The 17,631-nt window shown below is 69.2% G+C and carries 17 protein-coding genes; all 17 read left to right on the plus strand.

Going from position 1 to position 17,631, the window contains the following annotated elements:
- Positions 1 to 11: 11 nt before the first annotated feature.
- The 17 genes from QCZ28_RS18060 to QCZ28_RS18140 all read left to right on the plus strand — a co-directional run bounded on the left by QCZ28_RS18060 (position 12) and on the right by QCZ28_RS18140 (position 17,420).
- Positions 12 to 1,112, plus strand: a complete 1,101-nt coding sequence (locus QCZ28_RS18060; protein ID WP_279517735.1) for a DUF916 domain-containing protein — start codon at positions 12 to 14, stop codon at positions 1,110 to 1,112.
- Between the two features lie 49 nt (positions 1,113 to 1,161).
- Positions 1,162 to 2,751, plus strand: a complete 1,590-nt coding sequence (locus tag QCZ28_RS18065) for a TIGR03773 family transporter-associated surface protein (protein ID WP_279517785.1) — start codon at positions 1,162 to 1,164, stop codon at positions 2,749 to 2,751.
- Positions 2,748 to 4,328 (plus strand): anchored repeat ABC transporter, substrate-binding protein, encoded by a 1,581-nt coding sequence (locus tag QCZ28_RS18070; RefSeq protein WP_279517736.1) that lies wholly within the window; start codon positions 2,748 to 2,750, stop codon positions 4,326 to 4,328. The genes QCZ28_RS18065 and QCZ28_RS18070 overlap by 4 nt, the downstream gene beginning before the upstream one ends.
- Before the next feature lie 80 nt (positions 4,329 to 4,408).
- Positions 4,409 to 5,320 (plus strand): choice-of-anchor M domain-containing protein, encoded by a 912-nt coding sequence (locus QCZ28_RS18075; RefSeq protein WP_279517786.1) that lies wholly within the window; start codon positions 4,409 to 4,411, stop codon positions 5,318 to 5,320.
- Complete coding sequence (locus tag QCZ28_RS18080) at positions 5,317 to 6,060, plus strand: anchored repeat-type ABC transporter ATP-binding subunit (protein WP_279517737.1); 744 nt, start codon at positions 5,317 to 5,319, stop codon at positions 6,058 to 6,060. The genes QCZ28_RS18075 and QCZ28_RS18080 overlap by 4 nt, the downstream gene beginning before the upstream one ends.
- A complete protein-coding gene (locus QCZ28_RS18085; RefSeq protein ID WP_347815116.1) occupies positions 6,060 to 6,974 on the plus strand; it encodes an anchored repeat-type ABC transporter permease subunit in 915 nt (304 codons plus the stop codon). The genes QCZ28_RS18080 and QCZ28_RS18085 overlap by 1 nt, the downstream gene beginning before the upstream one ends.
- A 64-nt stretch (positions 6,975 to 7,038) precedes the next feature.
- Entirely contained in the window at positions 7,039 to 7,695 is a 657-nt protein-coding gene (locus QCZ28_RS18090; protein WP_279517738.1) for a choice-of-anchor M domain-containing protein, read from the plus strand.
- A complete protein-coding gene (locus tag QCZ28_RS18095; RefSeq protein WP_279517739.1) occupies positions 7,692 to 8,339 on the plus strand; it encodes a choice-of-anchor M domain-containing protein in 648 nt (215 codons plus the stop codon). The genes QCZ28_RS18090 and QCZ28_RS18095 overlap by 4 nt, the downstream gene beginning before the upstream one ends.
- Positions 8,340 to 8,703: 364 nt before the next feature.
- The gene (locus tag QCZ28_RS18100; RefSeq protein WP_279517740.1) at positions 8,704 to 10,152 is read left to right on the plus strand and encodes a Y4yA family PLP-dependent enzyme; all 1,449 of its coding nucleotides are present in this window, start codon (positions 8,704 to 8,706) and stop codon (positions 10,150 to 10,152) included.
- Positions 10,149 to 11,465, plus strand: a complete 1,317-nt coding sequence (locus QCZ28_RS18105) for a pyridoxal-phosphate dependent enzyme (RefSeq protein ID WP_279517741.1) — start codon at positions 10,149 to 10,151, stop codon at positions 11,463 to 11,465. The genes QCZ28_RS18100 and QCZ28_RS18105 overlap by 4 nt, the downstream gene beginning before the upstream one ends.
- Complete coding sequence (locus QCZ28_RS18110; RefSeq protein WP_279517742.1) at positions 11,434 to 12,657, plus strand: aminotransferase class V-fold PLP-dependent enzyme; 1,224 nt, start codon at positions 11,434 to 11,436, stop codon at positions 12,655 to 12,657. Before QCZ28_RS18105 ends, QCZ28_RS18110 begins: the two co-directional genes overlap by 32 nt.
- 108 nt (positions 12,658 to 12,765) lie before the next feature.
- Positions 12,766 to 13,527 carry a class I SAM-dependent methyltransferase gene (locus QCZ28_RS18115; protein ID WP_279517743.1) on the plus strand — a complete coding sequence of 254 codons (762 nt, stop codon included), beginning with the start codon at positions 12,766 to 12,768 and terminating at the stop codon, positions 13,525 to 13,527.
- 248 nt (positions 13,528 to 13,775) lie between these two features.
- A complete protein-coding gene (locus QCZ28_RS18120) occupies positions 13,776 to 14,636 on the plus strand; it encodes a metal ABC transporter substrate-binding protein (protein WP_279517744.1) in 861 nt (286 codons plus the stop codon).
- A gap of 1 nt (position 14,637) precedes the next feature.
- Entirely contained in the window at positions 14,638 to 15,408 is a 771-nt protein-coding gene (locus QCZ28_RS18125; protein WP_279517745.1) for a metal ABC transporter ATP-binding protein, read from the plus strand.
- A complete protein-coding gene (locus QCZ28_RS18130; RefSeq protein ID WP_279517746.1) occupies positions 15,405 to 16,292 on the plus strand; it encodes a metal ABC transporter permease in 888 nt (295 codons plus the stop codon). The genes QCZ28_RS18125 and QCZ28_RS18130 overlap by 4 nt, the downstream gene beginning before the upstream one ends.
- Entirely contained in the window at positions 16,276 to 17,115 is an 840-nt protein-coding gene (locus tag QCZ28_RS18135) for a metal ABC transporter permease (RefSeq protein ID WP_279517747.1), read from the plus strand. The genes QCZ28_RS18130 and QCZ28_RS18135 overlap by 17 nt, the downstream gene beginning before the upstream one ends.
- Positions 17,112 to 17,420: a metalloregulator ArsR/SmtB family transcription factor gene (locus QCZ28_RS18140; protein WP_279517748.1), complete on the plus strand. Its 309-nt coding sequence runs from the start codon at positions 17,112 to 17,114 to the stop codon at positions 17,418 to 17,420. Before QCZ28_RS18135 ends, QCZ28_RS18140 begins: the two co-directional genes overlap by 4 nt.
- Positions 17,421 to 17,631: the final 211 nt, after the last annotated feature.

Genomic DNA, 17,631 nt, shown 5'->3' on the forward strand with positions numbered 1-17,631 from the left:
GAACGGAACCCATGCGCCTCTTCGCCGCGATCGCCACCGGCATAGCCCTGCTCGGCGCGGCTCCGGCACCGCCCACGCCCCCCGCACCGCCGGCATCCGTCGCGACGTGGGGGGTGGCGCCGTCGAGTGCCAAGGGCCCGAACGGTCGGCCGGCGTTCACCTACAAGCTCGATCCCGGCGCCACAGTGACCGACTACGTCGCAATCACCAACCACTCGGTGCGCCCGCTGACCCTGAACCTCTATGCCAGCGACGCGTTCACCACCGGGCAGGGCGGTTTCGACCTGCTGGCCGGTGGCCAGAAGCCCACCGACGTCGGTGCCTGGGTCCGTTTCACCGGCGGCACCGTGACCATCCCGTCCACGTCCCGCGTGGACATCCCGTTCACGCTCACCGTGCCGAAGAACGCCACGCCCGGGGACCATGCCGGCGGGGTCGTCGCCTCGCTCGCCGCCACGGCACCAGACGCACAGGGCAACCAGGTCGCCGTCGACCACCGGGTCGGCGCGCGGATCTACCTGCGGGTGAGCGGCGAGCTGCAACCGGCGATGACCGTCGACAACCTTCGGGTACGACACACCGGCTCGCTGAACCCCTTCGCCGGTGGCACGCTCACCGCTACCTTCACCGTCCGCAACACCGGCAACGTCCGGCTCACCGGGCACCCCACCCTCGCCGCGGCCGGCCCGTTCGGCATCGGCCTGCGCTCGACCGACGGGGCGGCCCTGCCGGAGATCCTGCCCGGCGGCGAACTGACCACGACGGTACGCATGACGGGCGTGCCGCCACTGTTCCGGCTGGCAGTGAGCGCCGCCGTCACGTCCGCCGCCGTGGGTGACCAGGTCCTCGACCCACAGCCCGCAGCCGACACGGCTTGGGTCTCCGTCTGGGCGGTGCCCTGGCCGCAGCTGGTCCTACTGGTCCTGCTCGCACTCGTCGGCTGGGCGCTGACCGCCGTCCGCCGGCGGCGCGCCCGACAGCTCGCCCGGGCGGTAGCGGCCGCCCGGGAGGAGGGTCGTTCCGAGGCCGGCCGGCAGACCGAGCAGACGCCGGGCGGCGGTGCGGCAGCGGCTCCCGCCACCAGTCACGTCGGCCGGCGAGACACGACATAGATGAACCACTACGAAGCCGTCTGGGGAGCAGGCAATGAGGATGAGAACCATGCGCGCCGGTGCCACCGGTATCGCGCTGGCCGTACTAGCGTTGGCCCTTGGGAGTGCGCCGGCGGCTGCGGAACCGGCGGCGGTCACCGCGGCAGGCGCGGACCTGGTGTCCGTCGCGCTCGACGGTGACTCGATGTCGCTGCGGCTGCGCGACGCCGCGCAGGTGTCCAGCGACGCGATCGGACACGACCCGGCCGACGTGGTGCTCGGCCCGGACGGCGGGCTCGCCGGCCGAGTGCCGGCCGGGAAGACGTTCGCCTTCCTCGGTTCGCCGGGGCAGGCCGTGTGGTCACTGTCCGCCGGCGACAGCGGGTTCCCCACGTTGGACACCACCGGAGTACGCCCCGGCGTCTTCACCGACGACACGGTGGCCCTCACCGTGCGTTCGGTCGAGGGCCCGGGAACGTTCACGGCATACACCCTCACCGGTCTCGGCACGGCGACCCCGCTCTTTGGCAGCGGCCCGGGTCTGGCGCGGACGGCGAAGCTGCCGGTGGCGACGCGTACCGGCGGCGTGGTCTGGGCCTTCGACGCGGCCGGTGACTACCGGCTGACCCTGACCGGCTCGGCCACCCTGCGCACCGGCCAGAAAATCAGCACCGAGGCGACGTACCAGGTGCGGGTCCCGGCCATCAGCCCGGTCGAGCAGGCGCCGCTACCGGCTGCCGCCAAATCGGCGCCGCGCCCGGACGAGCAGTCGGCAGCGCGCGCACTCGCCGCACCCCCAGCGGCCCCGAAGCCCGCCGCCACGCCGAAGTCCGTCGCGGCCCCGCCGGCGGCGGCCGCGAAGGCGGCGAACACCACCGCCACGGGTGCCCGACAGGTGATTGCCGACGGGCACGTCGACATGGGCCCCCAACTGTCCGGAGACACCTGGACGATCCGGATCAAGGACGACCGGACCAGCCCTCCCGTCTGGCGGGAGACCGCCGACGTCGTCCTGCAGGTCAAGGACAACGCGAAGATCACGGTGCCCGCCGGTGCCGATTTCCTCGGCAAGCAGGGCGACGCCGTGTGGCTGCTGCCGCAGTCCCAGCAGGCGGGTATCGTCTGGCCCGGCTGGAACACCCAGCACGAGTCCGTCGTGTCGGGTGTCAAGGGCAACGTCACCTGGACGCTGAAGGGCGTCAACGGGCCCGGCCGGTTCGCCCTCTTCCTGACCGGCTCGTTCGGCAAGGCCGACGTGCTGTTCGACTCCGCCAAGGCGTTCCCGCAGCAACTGAGCGTTCCGCTGAACACGCACGCGCACGGCAACTGGGCGTTCAGCAAGCCCGGCCTGTACCGCCTCGCCGTACAGATGGACGGCACCACCAGCGCCGGCAAGGCGGTCACCGACACGAAGACGCTCACCCTCGCCGTCGGCGACAGCACCGACCCGAACGGCGGCTTCGGCTCTGGCAGTGGCAGTGGCGCTGACGATGACAAGAACGGCGGTGCGGCTCAGGGCGGTGGCGGGCCCCTGCCCCGGACCGGTGCCGGCTGGGTGATGACCGCCGGAGCAATCGGCATCGTCTCCGTGGCGGTCGGGATTCTGCTGGTGGCCTTGGGCCGTCGCCGCCGTGCCGGCCTCTCAACGGCAGACGCATGAGCCCGCTGGTCGTGCCACGGCTGCGACAGGCGATCCTGCCGCTGCTGATCATGGGGCTGATCGCCGGCTGCCGGTCGGAGGTGGCACTGACCGCCAACGACGACCGGCTCCAGGTCATCACCACCACCGGCATCCTGCGGGATCTGGTGAGCAACGTCGGCGGCGAGCGGGTGGCCGTCAACTCGTTGGTGCCGGACAGGGCCGACCCGCACAGCTACGAGCCGTCGCTGCGAGACGTTCGGGATGTGGTCTACGCCGACGTGGCGTTCAGCAACTACCTGCTGTTGGAGGAGCAGGCCGTCATCAAGGCGCTGGACGCGAACCTGCGCGACGGCGTACCGAACATCTCGCTGGCCGAGGGCGCGGTGAAGTACGCAGCGGAGATCATCCCCCTGGTCGAGGACGTATCACTGGACACCATCTGGCTGGGCATGCGGGTACGCGGCACCGGTACGGCGCAGGGCGCGAACCGCTCCTCCGACGTGCTGCTCAACGCGACCGCCGCGGACGGGCCCGGCCGGGTGCTCGCGTACCTGACCGAGTCGTTCGGCAACCCGTCCTTCTACGTCGACTCCGGTGACGGGTTCGACGCCGCCAACGGCTACCGAGACGACACCGCCACGCTGCCGCCCGACGCCCACACCCACATGAGCTGGGCGTTCACCAAGCCCGGCATCTACCGGCTGACCATGCGGGCGCAACTGGCGGTGACCCCCGAGACAGCGCCCGTCCCACTGGGGGAGCAGGTGTTCACCTTCGCCGTCGGAGTGGACCCGCACTCGGTGCCGGGCATGGCAGGCGCGGAGGTGCTGAACTCCGGCCACGCCGACGTCACGGTCGACCTCGACGAGCGGCGGCTTTACCTGTTCGCCGACCCGGAGGGCAGCGGCGAGGCCAACCAGCGGGTGTACGACCCAGCCAGCACCGTGATCGAGGTGCCCAACAAGGCGCTGCTGGAGGTGCCCGGTGACCGCCGTTTCCGGTTCCTCGGCCGGCCTGACACCCAGGTCTATCAGCTTCCGCAGGCGGTGCTCGGCAGGCACGTGCACGGCGAGATCGACCCGCATCTGTGGCAGAACGTTCGTAACGCGATCTCCTATGTGGAGCTGATCCGGGACACCCTTATCGGTGTCGACCCGCAGGGCGCGACGGACTACCGCACGAACGCCTCGGCCTACATCCGGGAACTGGAAACGCTCGACACCCAGGTCCGCGACACCATCGCCCGCATCCCGCCGTCGCGCCGGCACATGGTCAGCACCCACGACGCGTTCGGCTACCTGGGCCAGGCGTACGGGGTCCAGATCTCCGGTTTCGTCACCCCGAACCCCGCCACCGAGCCGAGTCTCGCCGACCGCCGCCGGCTCACCGAGACGATCCGCAACTTGAAGATCCCCGCCGTCTTTCTGGAACCCAACCTGGCGGCCCGATCCACCACCCTCACCGAGGTGGCCCGGGAAGAAGGCTTGCGGGTCTGCGCGATCTACGGCGACACCTTCGACCGGAACGTCACCACCTACGCCGACATGATGCGGTTCAACGCCGAATCGCTGCACGACTGCCTGACGGACAAGTGATGGAGGAGCCAGTGACGGCAGGACGGGCGCGACGCCGCCCTCGTACGACCAGTGCCAGCCTGCGCTGCGCGGTAGCCACGATGATCGTGCTGGCCACGACGCAGACCCCGGCCCGGGCCGAGGAGCCGACACCCGGCCTCGGCCAGTCGATCGCCGTTGACCAGCCCCTGGCCACCGGCCGGGCGGAACTGGCCACCGGCCACGTCGACATCGGTCCCCGCTACGTCGACAATCAGTGGAAACTGCTGATCCACGACGGCACGCAGGCGCGACCGGTGTGGCGAAACCCCGACGAAGCCCTGCTTCGGGTCTCCGACGCCGCGCTGCAGACCGTTCCCGACGACCCGGCGTACGCCTTCCTCGGCGTCGAGGCCGGCAAGCGGGTGTACGTGGTGCCGCAGACCCAGAACCAGAATGTCGTCTGGCTCGGCTGGAACACCCAGGACCCCCGGGTGATGCGGACCATCGACCGAGGCGTCACCCTCACCCTGCTCGGCGTACGGGGACCGGGAAACCTCACGACCTACCTGCAGTCAGGCAACTTCGCCGCGCCCCAGCCACTGTGGCGCTCCGCCGACTCCACCGCGCAGCCCTTCTGGGCCGAGGTCAACACCCACACCCACGCCAACTGGGTGTTCACCGCACCCGGCGTGTACCTAGTCGCGATCCGGGCGTCGGCCGACCTGATCAACGGTGAGACGGTCTCGGCGACCCGCACGCTGCGCTTCGCCGTGGGCGACACCACCAGCGCCGACGAGGCGTTCGCCGTCACCGCGGACATCCCCACAGCAGCCGGGCAGGCACCAACCGGCGAGGACCGGACCGCAGACGACGAGCCAGCCGGCAAGCCCACGACACTGCTGCTCATCGCGCTGGCAGGCGCGGCCGCCCTGCTCGCCGTCGGACTGGTCCTCCTGCTGCTACGCGGACGCGGCGCGAAGCGCCGGGCCGAACAGGAACGTGCCGCCGCGGTGTCGGAGGGGCAGCGGTGAGAGCACTCGACATCGACGGGTTGGACGTGGACCTCGGCGGCCGGCCGGTCCTGCGGGACATCCGGCTGCACCTGGACCGGGGCGAACTGGTCGGGCTGCTCGGGCCCAACGGCGCCGGGAAGACCACCCTGCTTCGCGCCATCCTGGCACTGACTCGTACCTGCGGCGGCACAGTGACGGTGGAGGGCAAGCCGTCGCGTCCCGGCCGGTCCGAGATCGGTTACGTCCCTCAGCGCCACGAGTTCACCTGGGACTTTCCCACCTCGGTGGAGCAGGCCGTGATGAGCGGCCGGACCGGGCGCCTCGGTCTGCTCCGTCGGCCTGGGGTCACCGACTGGCGGGCGGTCGGCGACGCACTGGATCGGGTACAGCTGACCGGGTTGCGGCACCGGCCGGTCGGTGAGCTGTCCGGCGGACAACGTCAACGCGTCCTGGTCGCGCGAGCCCTCGCCCTCGCTCCGCACATCCTGCTGCTGGACGAGCCGTTCACCGGACTCGACATGCCCACGCAGGAGTTGCTGGGTGACTTGTTCACCAGCCTGGCGGCAGAGGACCGTGCGGTGCTGATGACCACTCACGATCTCGTCGCGGCGGTGGACTCCTGTTCCCGTCTGGTCCTGCTCAACGGCCGGATCATCGCCGACGGGCAGCCGGCGGACCTGCAGGACGCCGAGCTGTGGACGAAGACCTTCGGGGTGAGCGCGACCTCCCCGCTGCTGAAGCTCGTGAGGGCAACCTGATGTCGATCACCGATTTCCTCACCGACCTGCTCAACCCCGACCTCGCGTTCCTACCCAAGGCGCTGGCGATCGCGGTCATGTCCAGCGTCGTCTGCGGCGTCGTCGGCTGCTACGTCGTCCTGCGCGGCATGGCGTTCATCGGCGACGCCGTGGCGCACGCGGTCTTCCCGGGGATCGCGGTCGCCTTCGTCCTCCAGGGCAGCCTGGTGCTCGGTGGCGCCGTCGCCGGTGTCGCCACCGCCCTGCTGATCGCGATCTTCTCGCAGAACCGACGGGTCAAGGAGGACTCGATCATCGGTGTCTTCCTGGTCGGCGCGTTCGCCCTCGGCATCGTGATCATCTCACAGGCCCCCGGCTATGCGGGGTCGCTGCAGCAGTTCCTCTTCGGTTCGATCACCGGTATCCCGGATCGGGACCTGTACGTCGTCGGTGGCGCCGGCCTGGTCATCCTGGGCCTGGTGCTCGCCCTGCACAAGGAGTTCGTCGCGGTCTGCCTGGACCGGGAGATGTCGCGCGCCATGGGGCTGTCCGTCTTCTGGCTCGACATCGTGCTCTACGTCCTGGTCACCCTGGCCGTGGTGATCTCCCTGCAGACGATCGGCAACATCCTCGTCCTGGCGCTGCTGATCACCCCGGCGGCGGCAGCCCGTCTGCTCACCGACCGGCTCGGCGTCATGATGCTGCTCGCCCCGCTGATCGGCGGCGTATCGGCGATCGTCGGGCTGTACCTGTCCTGGAGCTACGACACACCGGTCGGCGGCACCATCGTCCTGGTCGCCACCGCGGTCTTCCTGGCCGCCTGGCTGTTCGCCCCGCGACACGGCCTGCTGACCCGACGGTGGCGACGCCCCGGCGGGCACGAACTCGACGACGAACATCCGAGCCCCCGTCCAGCTCTATCGCAGGCAAGGTAAGACGATTATCATTTGCAATAAGCGTTGGTCCACTCGGGACCCTCGCGTGGAGAGGAGTCTCTTCGTGCGTAGCACCATCCGTCATCTGCTGACGTCGGGCGTCCTGGGCGTGGCGTTGGTCGCCACGGCCCTGCCCGCCCAGGCCGCCACCACGTCTCTCGTGGTGTTCGACACCGGCCATCTCGACCTCGTCGATGTGGCCTACGAGGCCGGCACGCTGGAGGTCGGCGTCCATGACGAGGGCAATGACATCGAGTACGGGGCCGACGAGGTCAAGCTGATCGTCAAGCGCCAAGCCAAGGCCACCGTCCCCGCCGACCCTGCCTACGCGTTCCTCGGCACCCCGGGCGTGTCCAAGGTCTGGGTCCTGCCGCAGATCGAGAACACCGACCTGATCTGGCCGGGCATCGCTGCCGAGGAGATCGAAGCCGGCGTCTTCGCAGGAGACGCACTGACGCTGGCTGTGCAGTCGGTCACCGGTCCCGGTCAGCTCGCGATCTACACCGAGAATGCCGTCGGCCAGCCAACCATCCTGGCTGACAGTGGTGACGGCCTCCCGGACGCCATCACTGTGACGGTGGGTGACCACATGCACGCCAACTGGGCGTTCGACAAGGCCGGCACCTACTGCGTGACCGTGCGCGCCACCGGCGTCCTGGCCGCCACCGGCCAGCAGGTGACCTCCGAGCCCGCCACGCTGCGCTTCACGGTCAAGGCGTGAACGCCATGCGTACCCGCAACCGGCTCTTCGCCGGTCTCCTCCTGACCGGCGCACTGCTCGTCGGCACCGCGGCGCCCGTCGCAGCGGCACCGGTCGTGCTCTCCAGCGGTCACGTCGACGTGATCGACGTCGACTACACCGCCGGCGCGCTCACCGTCAATGTCCTCGACGGCACCGGCGCCGTCGAACGCAACCCCGCCGACGTGCTCTTCCAGGTGCCGAACACCGCCAAGATCACCGTGCCCGTGGGCTCGGCCTGGTCCTTCCTCGGCACTGGTGGCCAGGCGTGGGTCCTGCCGCAGTCCAGCACCGCCGGACTGCTCTGGGCCGGATGGAACACCACCGAGGTGCCCAGCGGCATCTTCCAGAACAACCGGGTCACCTTCAAGCTCACCAGCGTCTCCGGCCCCGCGGGCTTCAGTATCTACACCGTCTCCGGCGGCACCCCCACCGTGCTCTTCGACAGCGGGAACGGCCTGCCCGACAGCCTCAACGTCAACTACAACACCCACGCTCACGCCAACTGGGGCTTCGATGCCGCCGGCACGTACGCCGTCACTTTCGAGGTCACCGGCAAGCTCGCCGCCACGGGCGCCACCGTGAGCTCTGGTGCCCAGACCTTCACCTTCGAAGTCCTGTCCTGATCCGTTACACCGAAGCTGACCTGCCAGAACCACTGTCGACATCCGCTCCGGCGGGAGGCGTGTGCCGAGGCGGAGTCGGCCTGCGCGGCGCCTACTTCTGGTAGGCGCCGCGCGTCGGCGTGTGCCGCAGAGCAGGGGAAGAAATGGAACTTCCGCCAATCTCGCCCGGTTCGCTGAATGGTTGGTGATTACGCAGACGCACATGCACAACTGACTATATAAGGACGTTCGCCCGGTCGTTAGTCCAGCGCCCCTTGGCGGGCGTCGGAACATCGGTTACGTTGAAGCAGGCCGTCGTCACGAAGGGTTTCGGCGAGAGGGGTGGCGGGCGTCCGTGGCGCCACGACTCGCCTGAGGAGTCGCATTGCCTTTTTATCTGGCTCCGCAAATTGATCCGACGCTGCGGTCGGCGCTCGACGAAACCGTCCTGTTGGTGCAGTTAGCCGACGCGATGGGGTCTCCACTCGGCGTGATTCTGCCACAGCAAGTGGCCGACAACGTCGCCGCATTTCGCTCAATCCTTTCCGACCACCGTCTCTCCGGCCAGATCTATTACGCGCACAAGGCCAACCGATCCAGCGCCTTGGTGCGTGAACTCGCCGCCACCGACGCGGGCATCGACGTGGCGTCGCTCGCCGAGCTGCAGCACGCGCTCGGTGCCGGCTTCGTACCGCAGCGGATCATGGCGACCGGGCCGAAGAACGAGCAGTTCCTCTGGCTGTGCGCCCGCACTGGAGTCACCGTCAGTGCTGATTCGGTCGGCGAGTTGGCGGCGCTCGCCACACTGGTCACTGATTGGTCGTTGCCCCGCGTACGGGTGATGACACGCCTGTCGGGCTTCACCTCGACAGGCGTGCAGCTCGGCAGTCGCCGCAGCCGCTTCGGGGTGCCGGCCGCCGCGGCGAGCGAGGTTCTCGACGTGATCGAGAAATACGCCGACGCCCTGGATCTGGTCGGACTGGCGTTTCACCTCGACACGATCGGGCTGCCGGAGAAGGCGGTCGCGTTGGAGGGCTGCCTCGGGGTCCTCGACGAGTGCCGCCGACGCGGTCTGCGGCCATGGTCGGTGGACATCGGCGGTGGGTTCGGCGTGAACTATCTCGCTGACGGCACGCAGTGGGAGCAGTACACCTCCGCGTTGACCGAGGCGGTGCTCGGCAAGCGAGCGCCACTGACCTGGAACGGGCACCGTTACGGGTTGCGCGCCGAAGGTGACCACGTTCGGGGCTCGCTGAACCTGTACCCCGCTCACCGGCCCGTCTCCGGCCCCGCGTACCTCGATCGGCTGCTGCGGACAACCGCCCCCGATCAGCGCCGCCCACTCGGCACACTGCTGTTGGACAACATGTACGACCTGCACGTCGAGCCGGGTCGGGCCTTGCTCGACCAGTGCGGCCTGGTGCTGGCCAGCGTTCTCGAGGTCCGTGACGAGGCCAACGGCGACACGATCGTGCGCCTGGACTGCAACGCACGTGATGTCAGCCTTGAGGAACACGGCGTGCTGATGGACCCGGTCGTCGTGCACCGGACGACTCCGGCTGGTCCGGGGCCTACCGGGGTGTACCTGTTCGGCAACCTCTGTCTCGAAGCGGATCTCGTCACCCGACGCAAGGTCTTCCTGCCGTCCCGGCCCCGCCCCGGTGACCTGCTGGCCTTCGTCAACACCGCCGGCTACCTGATGGACTTCAGCGCCACGCACGCGCTGCGCCAGCCGATCGGCCGCAAGGTCGCGCTGTATCGCGACGACGGCGCGTGGCGTTGGTGCCTCGACGAGCAGTACTGGCCCGTTCACCATCGTGCGGAGGCACCATGAGGTTCGAGAGCATGACCGAGGCCATCGGCAACACCCCGCTGGTGCGTATCGACCCCGCCGTGCACGGTCTACGCAACATCGACCTGTACGCCAAGATGGAGTTGCTCAACCCGTTCGGCTCGCTGAAGGACCGCGCCGCGTGGAACATGGCCCGACCCCTGCTCACCCAGGCCGTTGAGCGCGGCGACACCGTTGTTGAATTGTCGAGCGGCAACACGGCCAAGGCCCTCGCCGTCATCGCCGGGATGCACGGGCTGACTTTCAAGAGCGTCACCAACCGGATGAAGGTCGCCGAGATCAAGGACCTGCTGCTGCTGCTCGGCGCGGAGATCGACGAGCTGCCCGGGCAGGCCGAATGCCTCGACCCCACCGACACCGACGACCCGCTGACCAGGATGTACCACCGCCTCGCTGGATCGGGTGGCTACTTGCACACCGACCAGTACTTCAACGAGCTCAACGTGGACGCGCACCTGAACGGCACCGGCCAGGAGATCGTGAAGGACCTCGACGGCCGAGCCCCGGACTACTTCATCGCCTGCGTCGGAACGGCCGGCTCCTCCACCGGCGTGGCGGCCGCGCTGCGCCAGCACAACCCTGACGTATGCGTCGTCGGGCTGGTGGCGCACAAGTCCGACTTCATCCCGGGGATCCGCACGATCGACGAGGTGCACGAGGTTGGCCTCTTCGACCCCGGTGTCTACGACACGATGGAGACGATCACCGCCGACGACGCCATCGATGGTCTGCTGACTCTCGTACGTCGGTGCGGCACGCTCGCCGGGCCGACCGGTGGCGGCGCCTACCAGGGTGCCGTCCGTCATCTGCGCGCCGTCGACGCGCAGCTCACCGAGCGCCGCACGGCGGTCTTCATCGTGTGTGACCGCGTCGAGAGCTACATGAGCTATCTGCGGGAGCGGCGCCCCGAGCTGTTCGGTCGGCCGCCGCGGCGCAACTCCGTCCGCACGGTGACCGACGCGGACGTGCGGCAGGCGGCCACGGTGGATGTCGCGGAGGCCGAGCGGTGGATCGCCGAGCGCCGGGGGCTGGTGGTCGACCTACGCAGTCCATTCGCGTACCAGGCGTTACACATCGACGGCTCGATCAACATCGTCGACGAACTCTTCGCCGAGCTGTTGCACGGTGGGCTGCCGTTCGGTCGCCGCCAACCGGTGCTGCTGGTCTGCCCGGTGGGGGAGAAGTCCGCCCGTTACGCCGCTCTGCTGACCCGGATGGGCCATCCGGACGTGCGCTCGCTCGACGGCGGGATCATCGCCTGGCGTGACGCCGGCGCCGAACTCGTGCGCGATTGACATGGACGTCCTCGACGAGCTGCGCCCGTGGCAGGAGAAGCTGCGCGACCAATTCCCGCTCATCACCGCCAACCCCGATGTCACGTACCTGGACAGCGCCGCCACATCTCAGAAGCCGCAGGCCGTCCTCGACGCTGTCCTGACTTACCTGACGACTGGCAACGCCAACGCCGCCCGGGGCACGTACCCGTGGGCGAACCGGACCACCACCCGCATCGAGCAGGCCCGCGATCGGCTGCGCGGCTTCCTCGACGATCCGGAGCCGGAGCGATCCGGAGTCCACTTCGTCAGTGGCACCACTGAGGGACTGCGCGCCATCGCCCGTGACTGGCTCGCTCCGCAGCTGCGCGACGGCGACGAGATCATCGTCCCGTTCGCCGATCACGCCGCCAACAACGCGCCCTGGCTGGAAGTCGCGGAGCTGCTCCGTCGTCAGAGCGTCGCCATCGTCGTGCGGCCGATGCCCTACGACGCCGCCCACGACTACGACACCGGCCGGCTCGCGGCGATGATCAACGACCGGACGCGTCTGATCGCGGCGACCCACGTGCACCACGTCTACGGCAACGACATGAACGTGCACAGGCTGCGTTCGGTGGTCGGACCGTCGGTCCCGATCTGCCTCGACGCCGCGCAGGGAGTGGGGCACCTGCCGCTGTCCACCGCGACGGCCGACGTCGATTTCGTGGTGTTCTCCGGGCACAAGGCGATGGCGCTGCCGGGCACCGGCGCGATCTGGGCGCGCAACCAGCGGGGCCTCACCTACGAGCCAGCCGGCTGGCGCGGCTCACCCAACACCAGCGGCATCATCAGCCTGGTCGCCGCGCTGGACTGGCTCGACGCCGCCGGCCTGGATCGCATCGCCCTGTGGAACACCGGCCTCGGCGCACGGCTTACCGACGGGTTGCGCACGTTGTCCAACGTCGAGGTGCTGGGCTGTCAGAGCAGCCTGGCCGCTGACAGCCCGACGCAGCAACGCCAGGGCATCGTGGCCTTCCGCCACCGCCTGATCGGCTCCAACGATCTCGGGTTCATCCTGGCCGCGCATGGTCTTCTGGTCCGCGCGGACGGTCACTGCCAGGGTGACCAGGGCGAGGAGACGGCATCCGTACGGGTGAGCCTGCACGTCTACAACACCGCCGAGGAGGTGGACCGACTCCTGTCGGTCCTGGTCGAGCTCGACGACGATTGACGGACACGCCGCGATTCGCCGGTTCCTCCGTCTCGGCTCACCTATCCTGTCGGAAACGGCTCTCGTTATCGTTAGCCTTCCCGTCCGTGCGTCGTCCGGAGTGCACCCATGGCAACGACCGCCGGCGCGCCTGCCGCCGAGCTCGACCCCACGCAGATCGTCCGGTGGCGCAAGACATGGTCTCAGGTCATGGAAGGATTCGTGCCGCACCTCGCGAGCCTTGAGGAAACGCTTTGCCGGGTCGCCGAGGCTGTTCGCGGCCGGGCGCCCGGGCGGGTGCTGGACCTCGGCGGCGGACCAGGGCTGCTGGCCGAGCGAATGGCCCGGCGGTGGGCTGACGCAGAGGTCATCCTCATGGACATCGATCCCGTGCTGCTCGCGCTGGCGCGTGGAGCCTTGGCGGGCGAGGTGCGGGCGTTGGACGGAGACCTGTCGACGCCGCGCTGGGTGGACCGAACGGGTGGCGGCTACGACCTGATCACGGTGGTCATGACCCTGCATTACCTGCCGCCGGCCCAGGTGCGCGCGTTCTACGACCACGCGCGACACTGCCTGACCCCCGGCGGGCTGCTCATCGTTGCGGACCTGATGCCCGACGAAGGGCTCCCGTCCCTGATGAGCGCGCTGAACCCCGCCCCGAACGAGGCCGCCGCCGAGTTGGCCTGGGCGCACTGGTGGAGCGACATCGCGGACCTGGAGGTGCTGCGCCCACTGCTGGCGCAGCGGGCGGCGATCTTCGGGAACCGCCTGCCGGCCGAGTTCACCGCTCCAGCGTCATGGCACGCGACCGCCGCTCGTGAGGCCGGATTCGACCAGGCCGGGATCCTCTGGCGATGTGGCAGACATGCGGCGCTGGCGGCCGTGGCCTGAGAGTCGACCGGCGGGTCCCTGCGGGCTGGGGGTAACGCCTGGACACATGGTCATCTCGCTATTAGACGATACTTAGCGAAAACGATTACCGTTCCGGATCTCAGGAACGGAGTGTTTTCGTGAAGCATGGACAACGCACGATCATCGCCGCAACGGCAGCCGCCGCGCTTGTTCTTCTTGGCGGTTGTGGCTCGGGTGGCGACGCCGCCGAGGGTGGTGGCACCGCCTCGGCCGGCACGAGATTCGCCGTGGTCGCCACCACCCCCGAGGTGGCCGACTTCGTCCGCGCCATCGGCGGCAGCGACGTCACCGTCACACAGATCATCAAGCCGAACGTGGACCCGCACGACTACGAGCCCACCCCTGCCGACATCCAGGCGATCGGTAAGGCCGCCATCGTCGTCAAGAACGGCGTCGGTCTCGAGGAGTGGCTCGACCAGACCATCGAGTCGGCCGGCTTCAAGGGCACCGTCGTCGACTCCAGCCAGGGCGTGACCCTGCGCGAGGGCGGCCACGAGGAGGGCGAGGAAGGCCACGAGGAGGGCGAGGGCGCGCACGAGGGCGAGGAGCACGACCCGCACATCTGGCACAACCCCTTGAACGCCAAGACGATGGTCGCCAACATCGAGAAGGGCCTCGCCGCGGCCGACCCCGCGCACGCCGCGACCTTTGCCGGCAATCTGAAGAACTACACTGCCGAACTCGACAAGCTCGACGCGGACAACGAGGCCGCCTTCGCCAGGATCCCTGCCGACCAGCGCAAGCTCGTGACCAACCACGACGCCTTCGGCTACTACGTCGACCGGTACAAGTTGCAGTTCGTCGGCTCAGTCATCCCCAGCCTCGACACCTCCGCCGAGCTGAGCGCGAAGCAGCTCAACGATCTCGTGGCGAAGATCAAGGCGACGGGTACGAAGGCTATCTTCGCGGAGACGTCGCTGCCGCCCAAGAGCGCCGAGGCGATCGCGAACCAGGCCGGCGTCAAGGTCATCGGCGGCGAGGACGCCCTCTACGGCGACAGCATCGGTGCCGAAGGCACGCCGGCGGGCACCTACCTTGGTGCGGAGCGGCACAACACCCAGGTCATCGTCTCGGCTCTGGGCGGCTGACATGGGCGATGTCGCGGTGGCCGACGCCGCCCTCCGCTTCACCGAGGTGAGCGTCGGCTACCACGGCACGCCCGTGCTCACCGACGTCAACCTCGACCTGGTCGCCGGGCAGCGCCTGGCCCTGATCGGGCCCAACGGTGCCGGCAAGTCCACGCTGATCAAGTCGATCCTCGGCCTGGTGCCGGTCCTCGCCGGTACACCCACCGTGCTCGGGCGCGCGCCGGCCCAGGCCCGGACCCGCACCGGATACGTCCCCCAGACCGACACCCTCGATGCCGACTTCCCCGTGACCGCGGGCCAGGTCGTCATGATGGGCCGCTACCGGCGCATCGGCTGGTGGCGCCCCACCCGCAGCGTCGACCGTCGAACCGTCCACGAGGCCCTCGACCGTCTCGGCCTCGCCGACCACGCGAAGACCCACTTCGGCGTCCTCTCCGGTGGACAACGCCAGCGGGTGTTGCTCGCCCGCGCCATCGCCACCGAGCCACGACTGCTGCTCCTCGACGAGCCGTTCAACGGCGTCGACGCGGTGAGCCAGGACGCCATCGTGTCGGTCCTTCGCGACCTCAGCGCGGTCGGAACCACCCTGGTGCTGAGCACCCACGACCTGACGGTCGCCCACGAACTCGCGGACACGGTCTGCGTGCTTAACGGGCGACAGTGGGCGGTCGGCCCGCCCGACGAGACGTTGACGTCCGATACGTTGCGCCGCGCCTGCGGTGGGCACGCCATCGAGTTGAGAGACGGCCGGACAGTGCTGGTGGAGCCGTGATCGAGCCGTTCACCGTACCGTTCATGGGCCGTGCCCTGGCCGAACTCACGCTGCTCGCCCTCATCTGCGGACCGGTCAGTGTCTTCGTCTTCGCCCGCCGCCTGTCGTTCGTCTCCGACGCGCTGACGCACACCGTGTTTCCCGGCGTCGTCATCGGGTTCCTGGCCGGCGGCATCGAGGGCGTCGTCGTCGGGGCGCTGGTCGCCGGCGTGGTGACCGCTGTGGTGTTGACAGTGCTCAGCCGTGGCGGGGCACTGTCCGATGATGCCTCCACCGCCGTGGTGCTCACCGCCATGTTCTCGATCGGTGTGGTGCTCGTGTCGCGGCGCTCCTCGTACACCTCGGATCTGACGTCGTTCCTCTTCGGGCGCATCCTGACGGTGACGCCGCGACAGATCGCGGAGACCGCTGTGCTCGCGGTCGTCATCCTCGGGCTGTTGCTGATCAGCGCCCGCGCTCTGATCTTTCGGACCTTCGACCCGGCCGGCGCCGCCGCAGCCGGCTTCCGGATCGCCGGGCTCGACCTGCTGCTCAACATCATCGTCGCGCTCGTCGTCGTCGCCGCGGTACGCGCCGTCGGCACCATCCTCGTGGTCGCGCTGCTCATTGTGCCGGCCGCGGCCGCCCGCATGCTCACCACACGCCTGTCAATGATGGCGGTGATCGGCACCGGCCTCATCCTCATCGCCGCATATGGCGGCCTGCTGGCCAGCTGGACCGCATCGGTCGACCACGGCATCGCCCTGACCTCGGCCTCCGCCGTCGTCCTGCTGCTCGTGCTCGCCTACCTGCTGCTGCTCCCACTGGGCGCGCTGCGGTCAAGGCGTAACCACGGGCGGATCGTCTCCGACGCAAGGAGGTCCCCGCATGAACTGGTGGGATGACGCGCTGCACCGGGCCACGGCCGAAGTGCTACTCGCCGGCGCGCTCGCCGGACTCGTCGGCGTTCATGTCGTGCTCCGCCGGCTGTCCTTCTTCACCATGGCACTGACCCACGCCACGTTCCCCGGGGTGGTGGCCGCCTCCATCATCGGCGTCAACATCATCGTCGGCGGCGTGGCCGCGGGCGCGATCGTCGCGCTGGGCGTCGCCGCGCTCAGCCGTCACAGAAGCCAGAACACGGCTGCGGCGACCGGCGTCATGCTCTCCGGTGGCTTCGCGCTCGGCGCCGGGCTCGTCGCCACCCAGAACGGCTTCAGCCGAGACCTGACATCGTTCCTCGTCGGATCGATCCTCACCGTCAGCCCTCAGGATCTCGTGACCACGGCGGTCGTGCTCGTGGTCGTCGCGGTCGTCCTGCTGGCCTGCGCCCGTCCACTGCGGTACACCGGTTTCGACCGGTCCGGCGCGCAGGCGGCCGGCTTCGCCACCGGTGTCTGGGACGTCGTATTGCTGCTCGCCATCCAGGTGACGGTCGTGACCGTCGTCCCCGCCATCGGCACGATCCTCGCCCTCGCCCTCATCGTCGCGCCGGCAGCGGCGGCGCGCCAGTGGTCGCGCCGGCTGAGCATCATCACCGCACTGGCTGTCACGCTCGGCGCTCTCAGCGGGCTCGGTGGTCTGTACGCGTCGAGCCGCTGGGATGCCGCCGCTGGCGCGAGCATCACCCTGACCGCCACCGCGGTCCTGGCGCTGTCGACCGTGCTGTCCCGGCTGGTCAAATCCAGGCCCACAGCGACCACCGGCCTCCGGGCGGTCCCCGCGTGAGCGCCACACACTTCGACGAGACGAGGCGCACACTGGACCGCGCGGTCGTCGTGTTACGCGCCATGGCGTACGAGCACCGGATACGCATCCTCGTCCTGCTGCAGGACGGCGAACAGACACCGGCGTCCCTGGCGGAGGCGATGTCCGCGGACTCGACGCTCATCGCCCGCCACCTGCGGTACCTCAAGGAGGCCCGGTTGATCCGGCGCAAGCGTCGCGGGCGGGAGGTCACCTACACGCTGCAGGGGGAAGCCACCAGGCGACTCATCACGGAAGTGCTGCACCACGCCCAGCACTTAGTCTGACCTCGTACACGGCTCTCGGCCACCGCAGCTAGACCTGCGCGAGCCTCAGCGTTGCGACGAGCATCATCGGCGGTGGGGCAATGGGCCGTGTCGCCCCTCTGACACACTATTTCCACACGAACTATGATGGTTGTTCGTGTTTTGCGTGATCCCCGTCCCGTTGGGCGGGGATTTTTGCTGTCGTGGCGAGGAAGTTCGCCGCCGGGGTGAG

It is taken from the genome of Micromonospora sp. DH14, from assembly GCF_029809455.1.
In the GTDB taxonomy this organism is placed as follows: Bacteria; Actinomycetota; Actinomycetes; order Mycobacteriales; family Micromonosporaceae; genus Micromonospora; species Micromonospora parva.

Coding starts and splice junctions, on each gene's coding strand:
- QCZ28_RS18070 (WP_279517736.1), top strand. CDS start 2,748: ATGAGCCCGCTGGTCGTGCCACGGCTGCGACAGGCGATCCTGCCGCTG.
- QCZ28_RS18085 (WP_347815116.1), top strand. CDS start 6,060: ATGTCGATCACCGATTTCCTCACCGACCTGCTCAACCCCGACCTCGCG.
- QCZ28_RS18125 (WP_279517745.1), top strand. CDS start 14,638: ATGGGCGATGTCGCGGTGGCCGACGCCGCCCTCCGCTTCACCGAGGTG.
- QCZ28_RS18065 (WP_279517785.1), top strand. CDS start 1,162: ATGCGCGCCGGTGCCACCGGTATCGCGCTGGCCGTACTAGCGTTGGCC.
- QCZ28_RS18115 (WP_279517743.1), top strand. CDS start 12,766: ATGGCAACGACCGCCGGCGCGCCTGCCGCCGAGCTCGACCCCACGCAG.
- QCZ28_RS18105 (WP_279517741.1), top strand. CDS start 10,149: ATGAGGTTCGAGAGCATGACCGAGGCCATCGGCAACACCCCGCTGGTG.
- QCZ28_RS18135 (WP_279517747.1), top strand. CDS start 16,276: ATGAACTGGTGGGATGACGCGCTGCACCGGGCCACGGCCGAAGTGCTA.
- QCZ28_RS18075 (WP_279517786.1), top strand. CDS start 4,409: ATGATCGTGCTGGCCACGACGCAGACCCCGGCCCGGGCCGAGGAGCCG.
- QCZ28_RS18060 (WP_279517735.1), top strand. CDS start 12: ATGCGCCTCTTCGCCGCGATCGCCACCGGCATAGCCCTGCTCGGCGCG.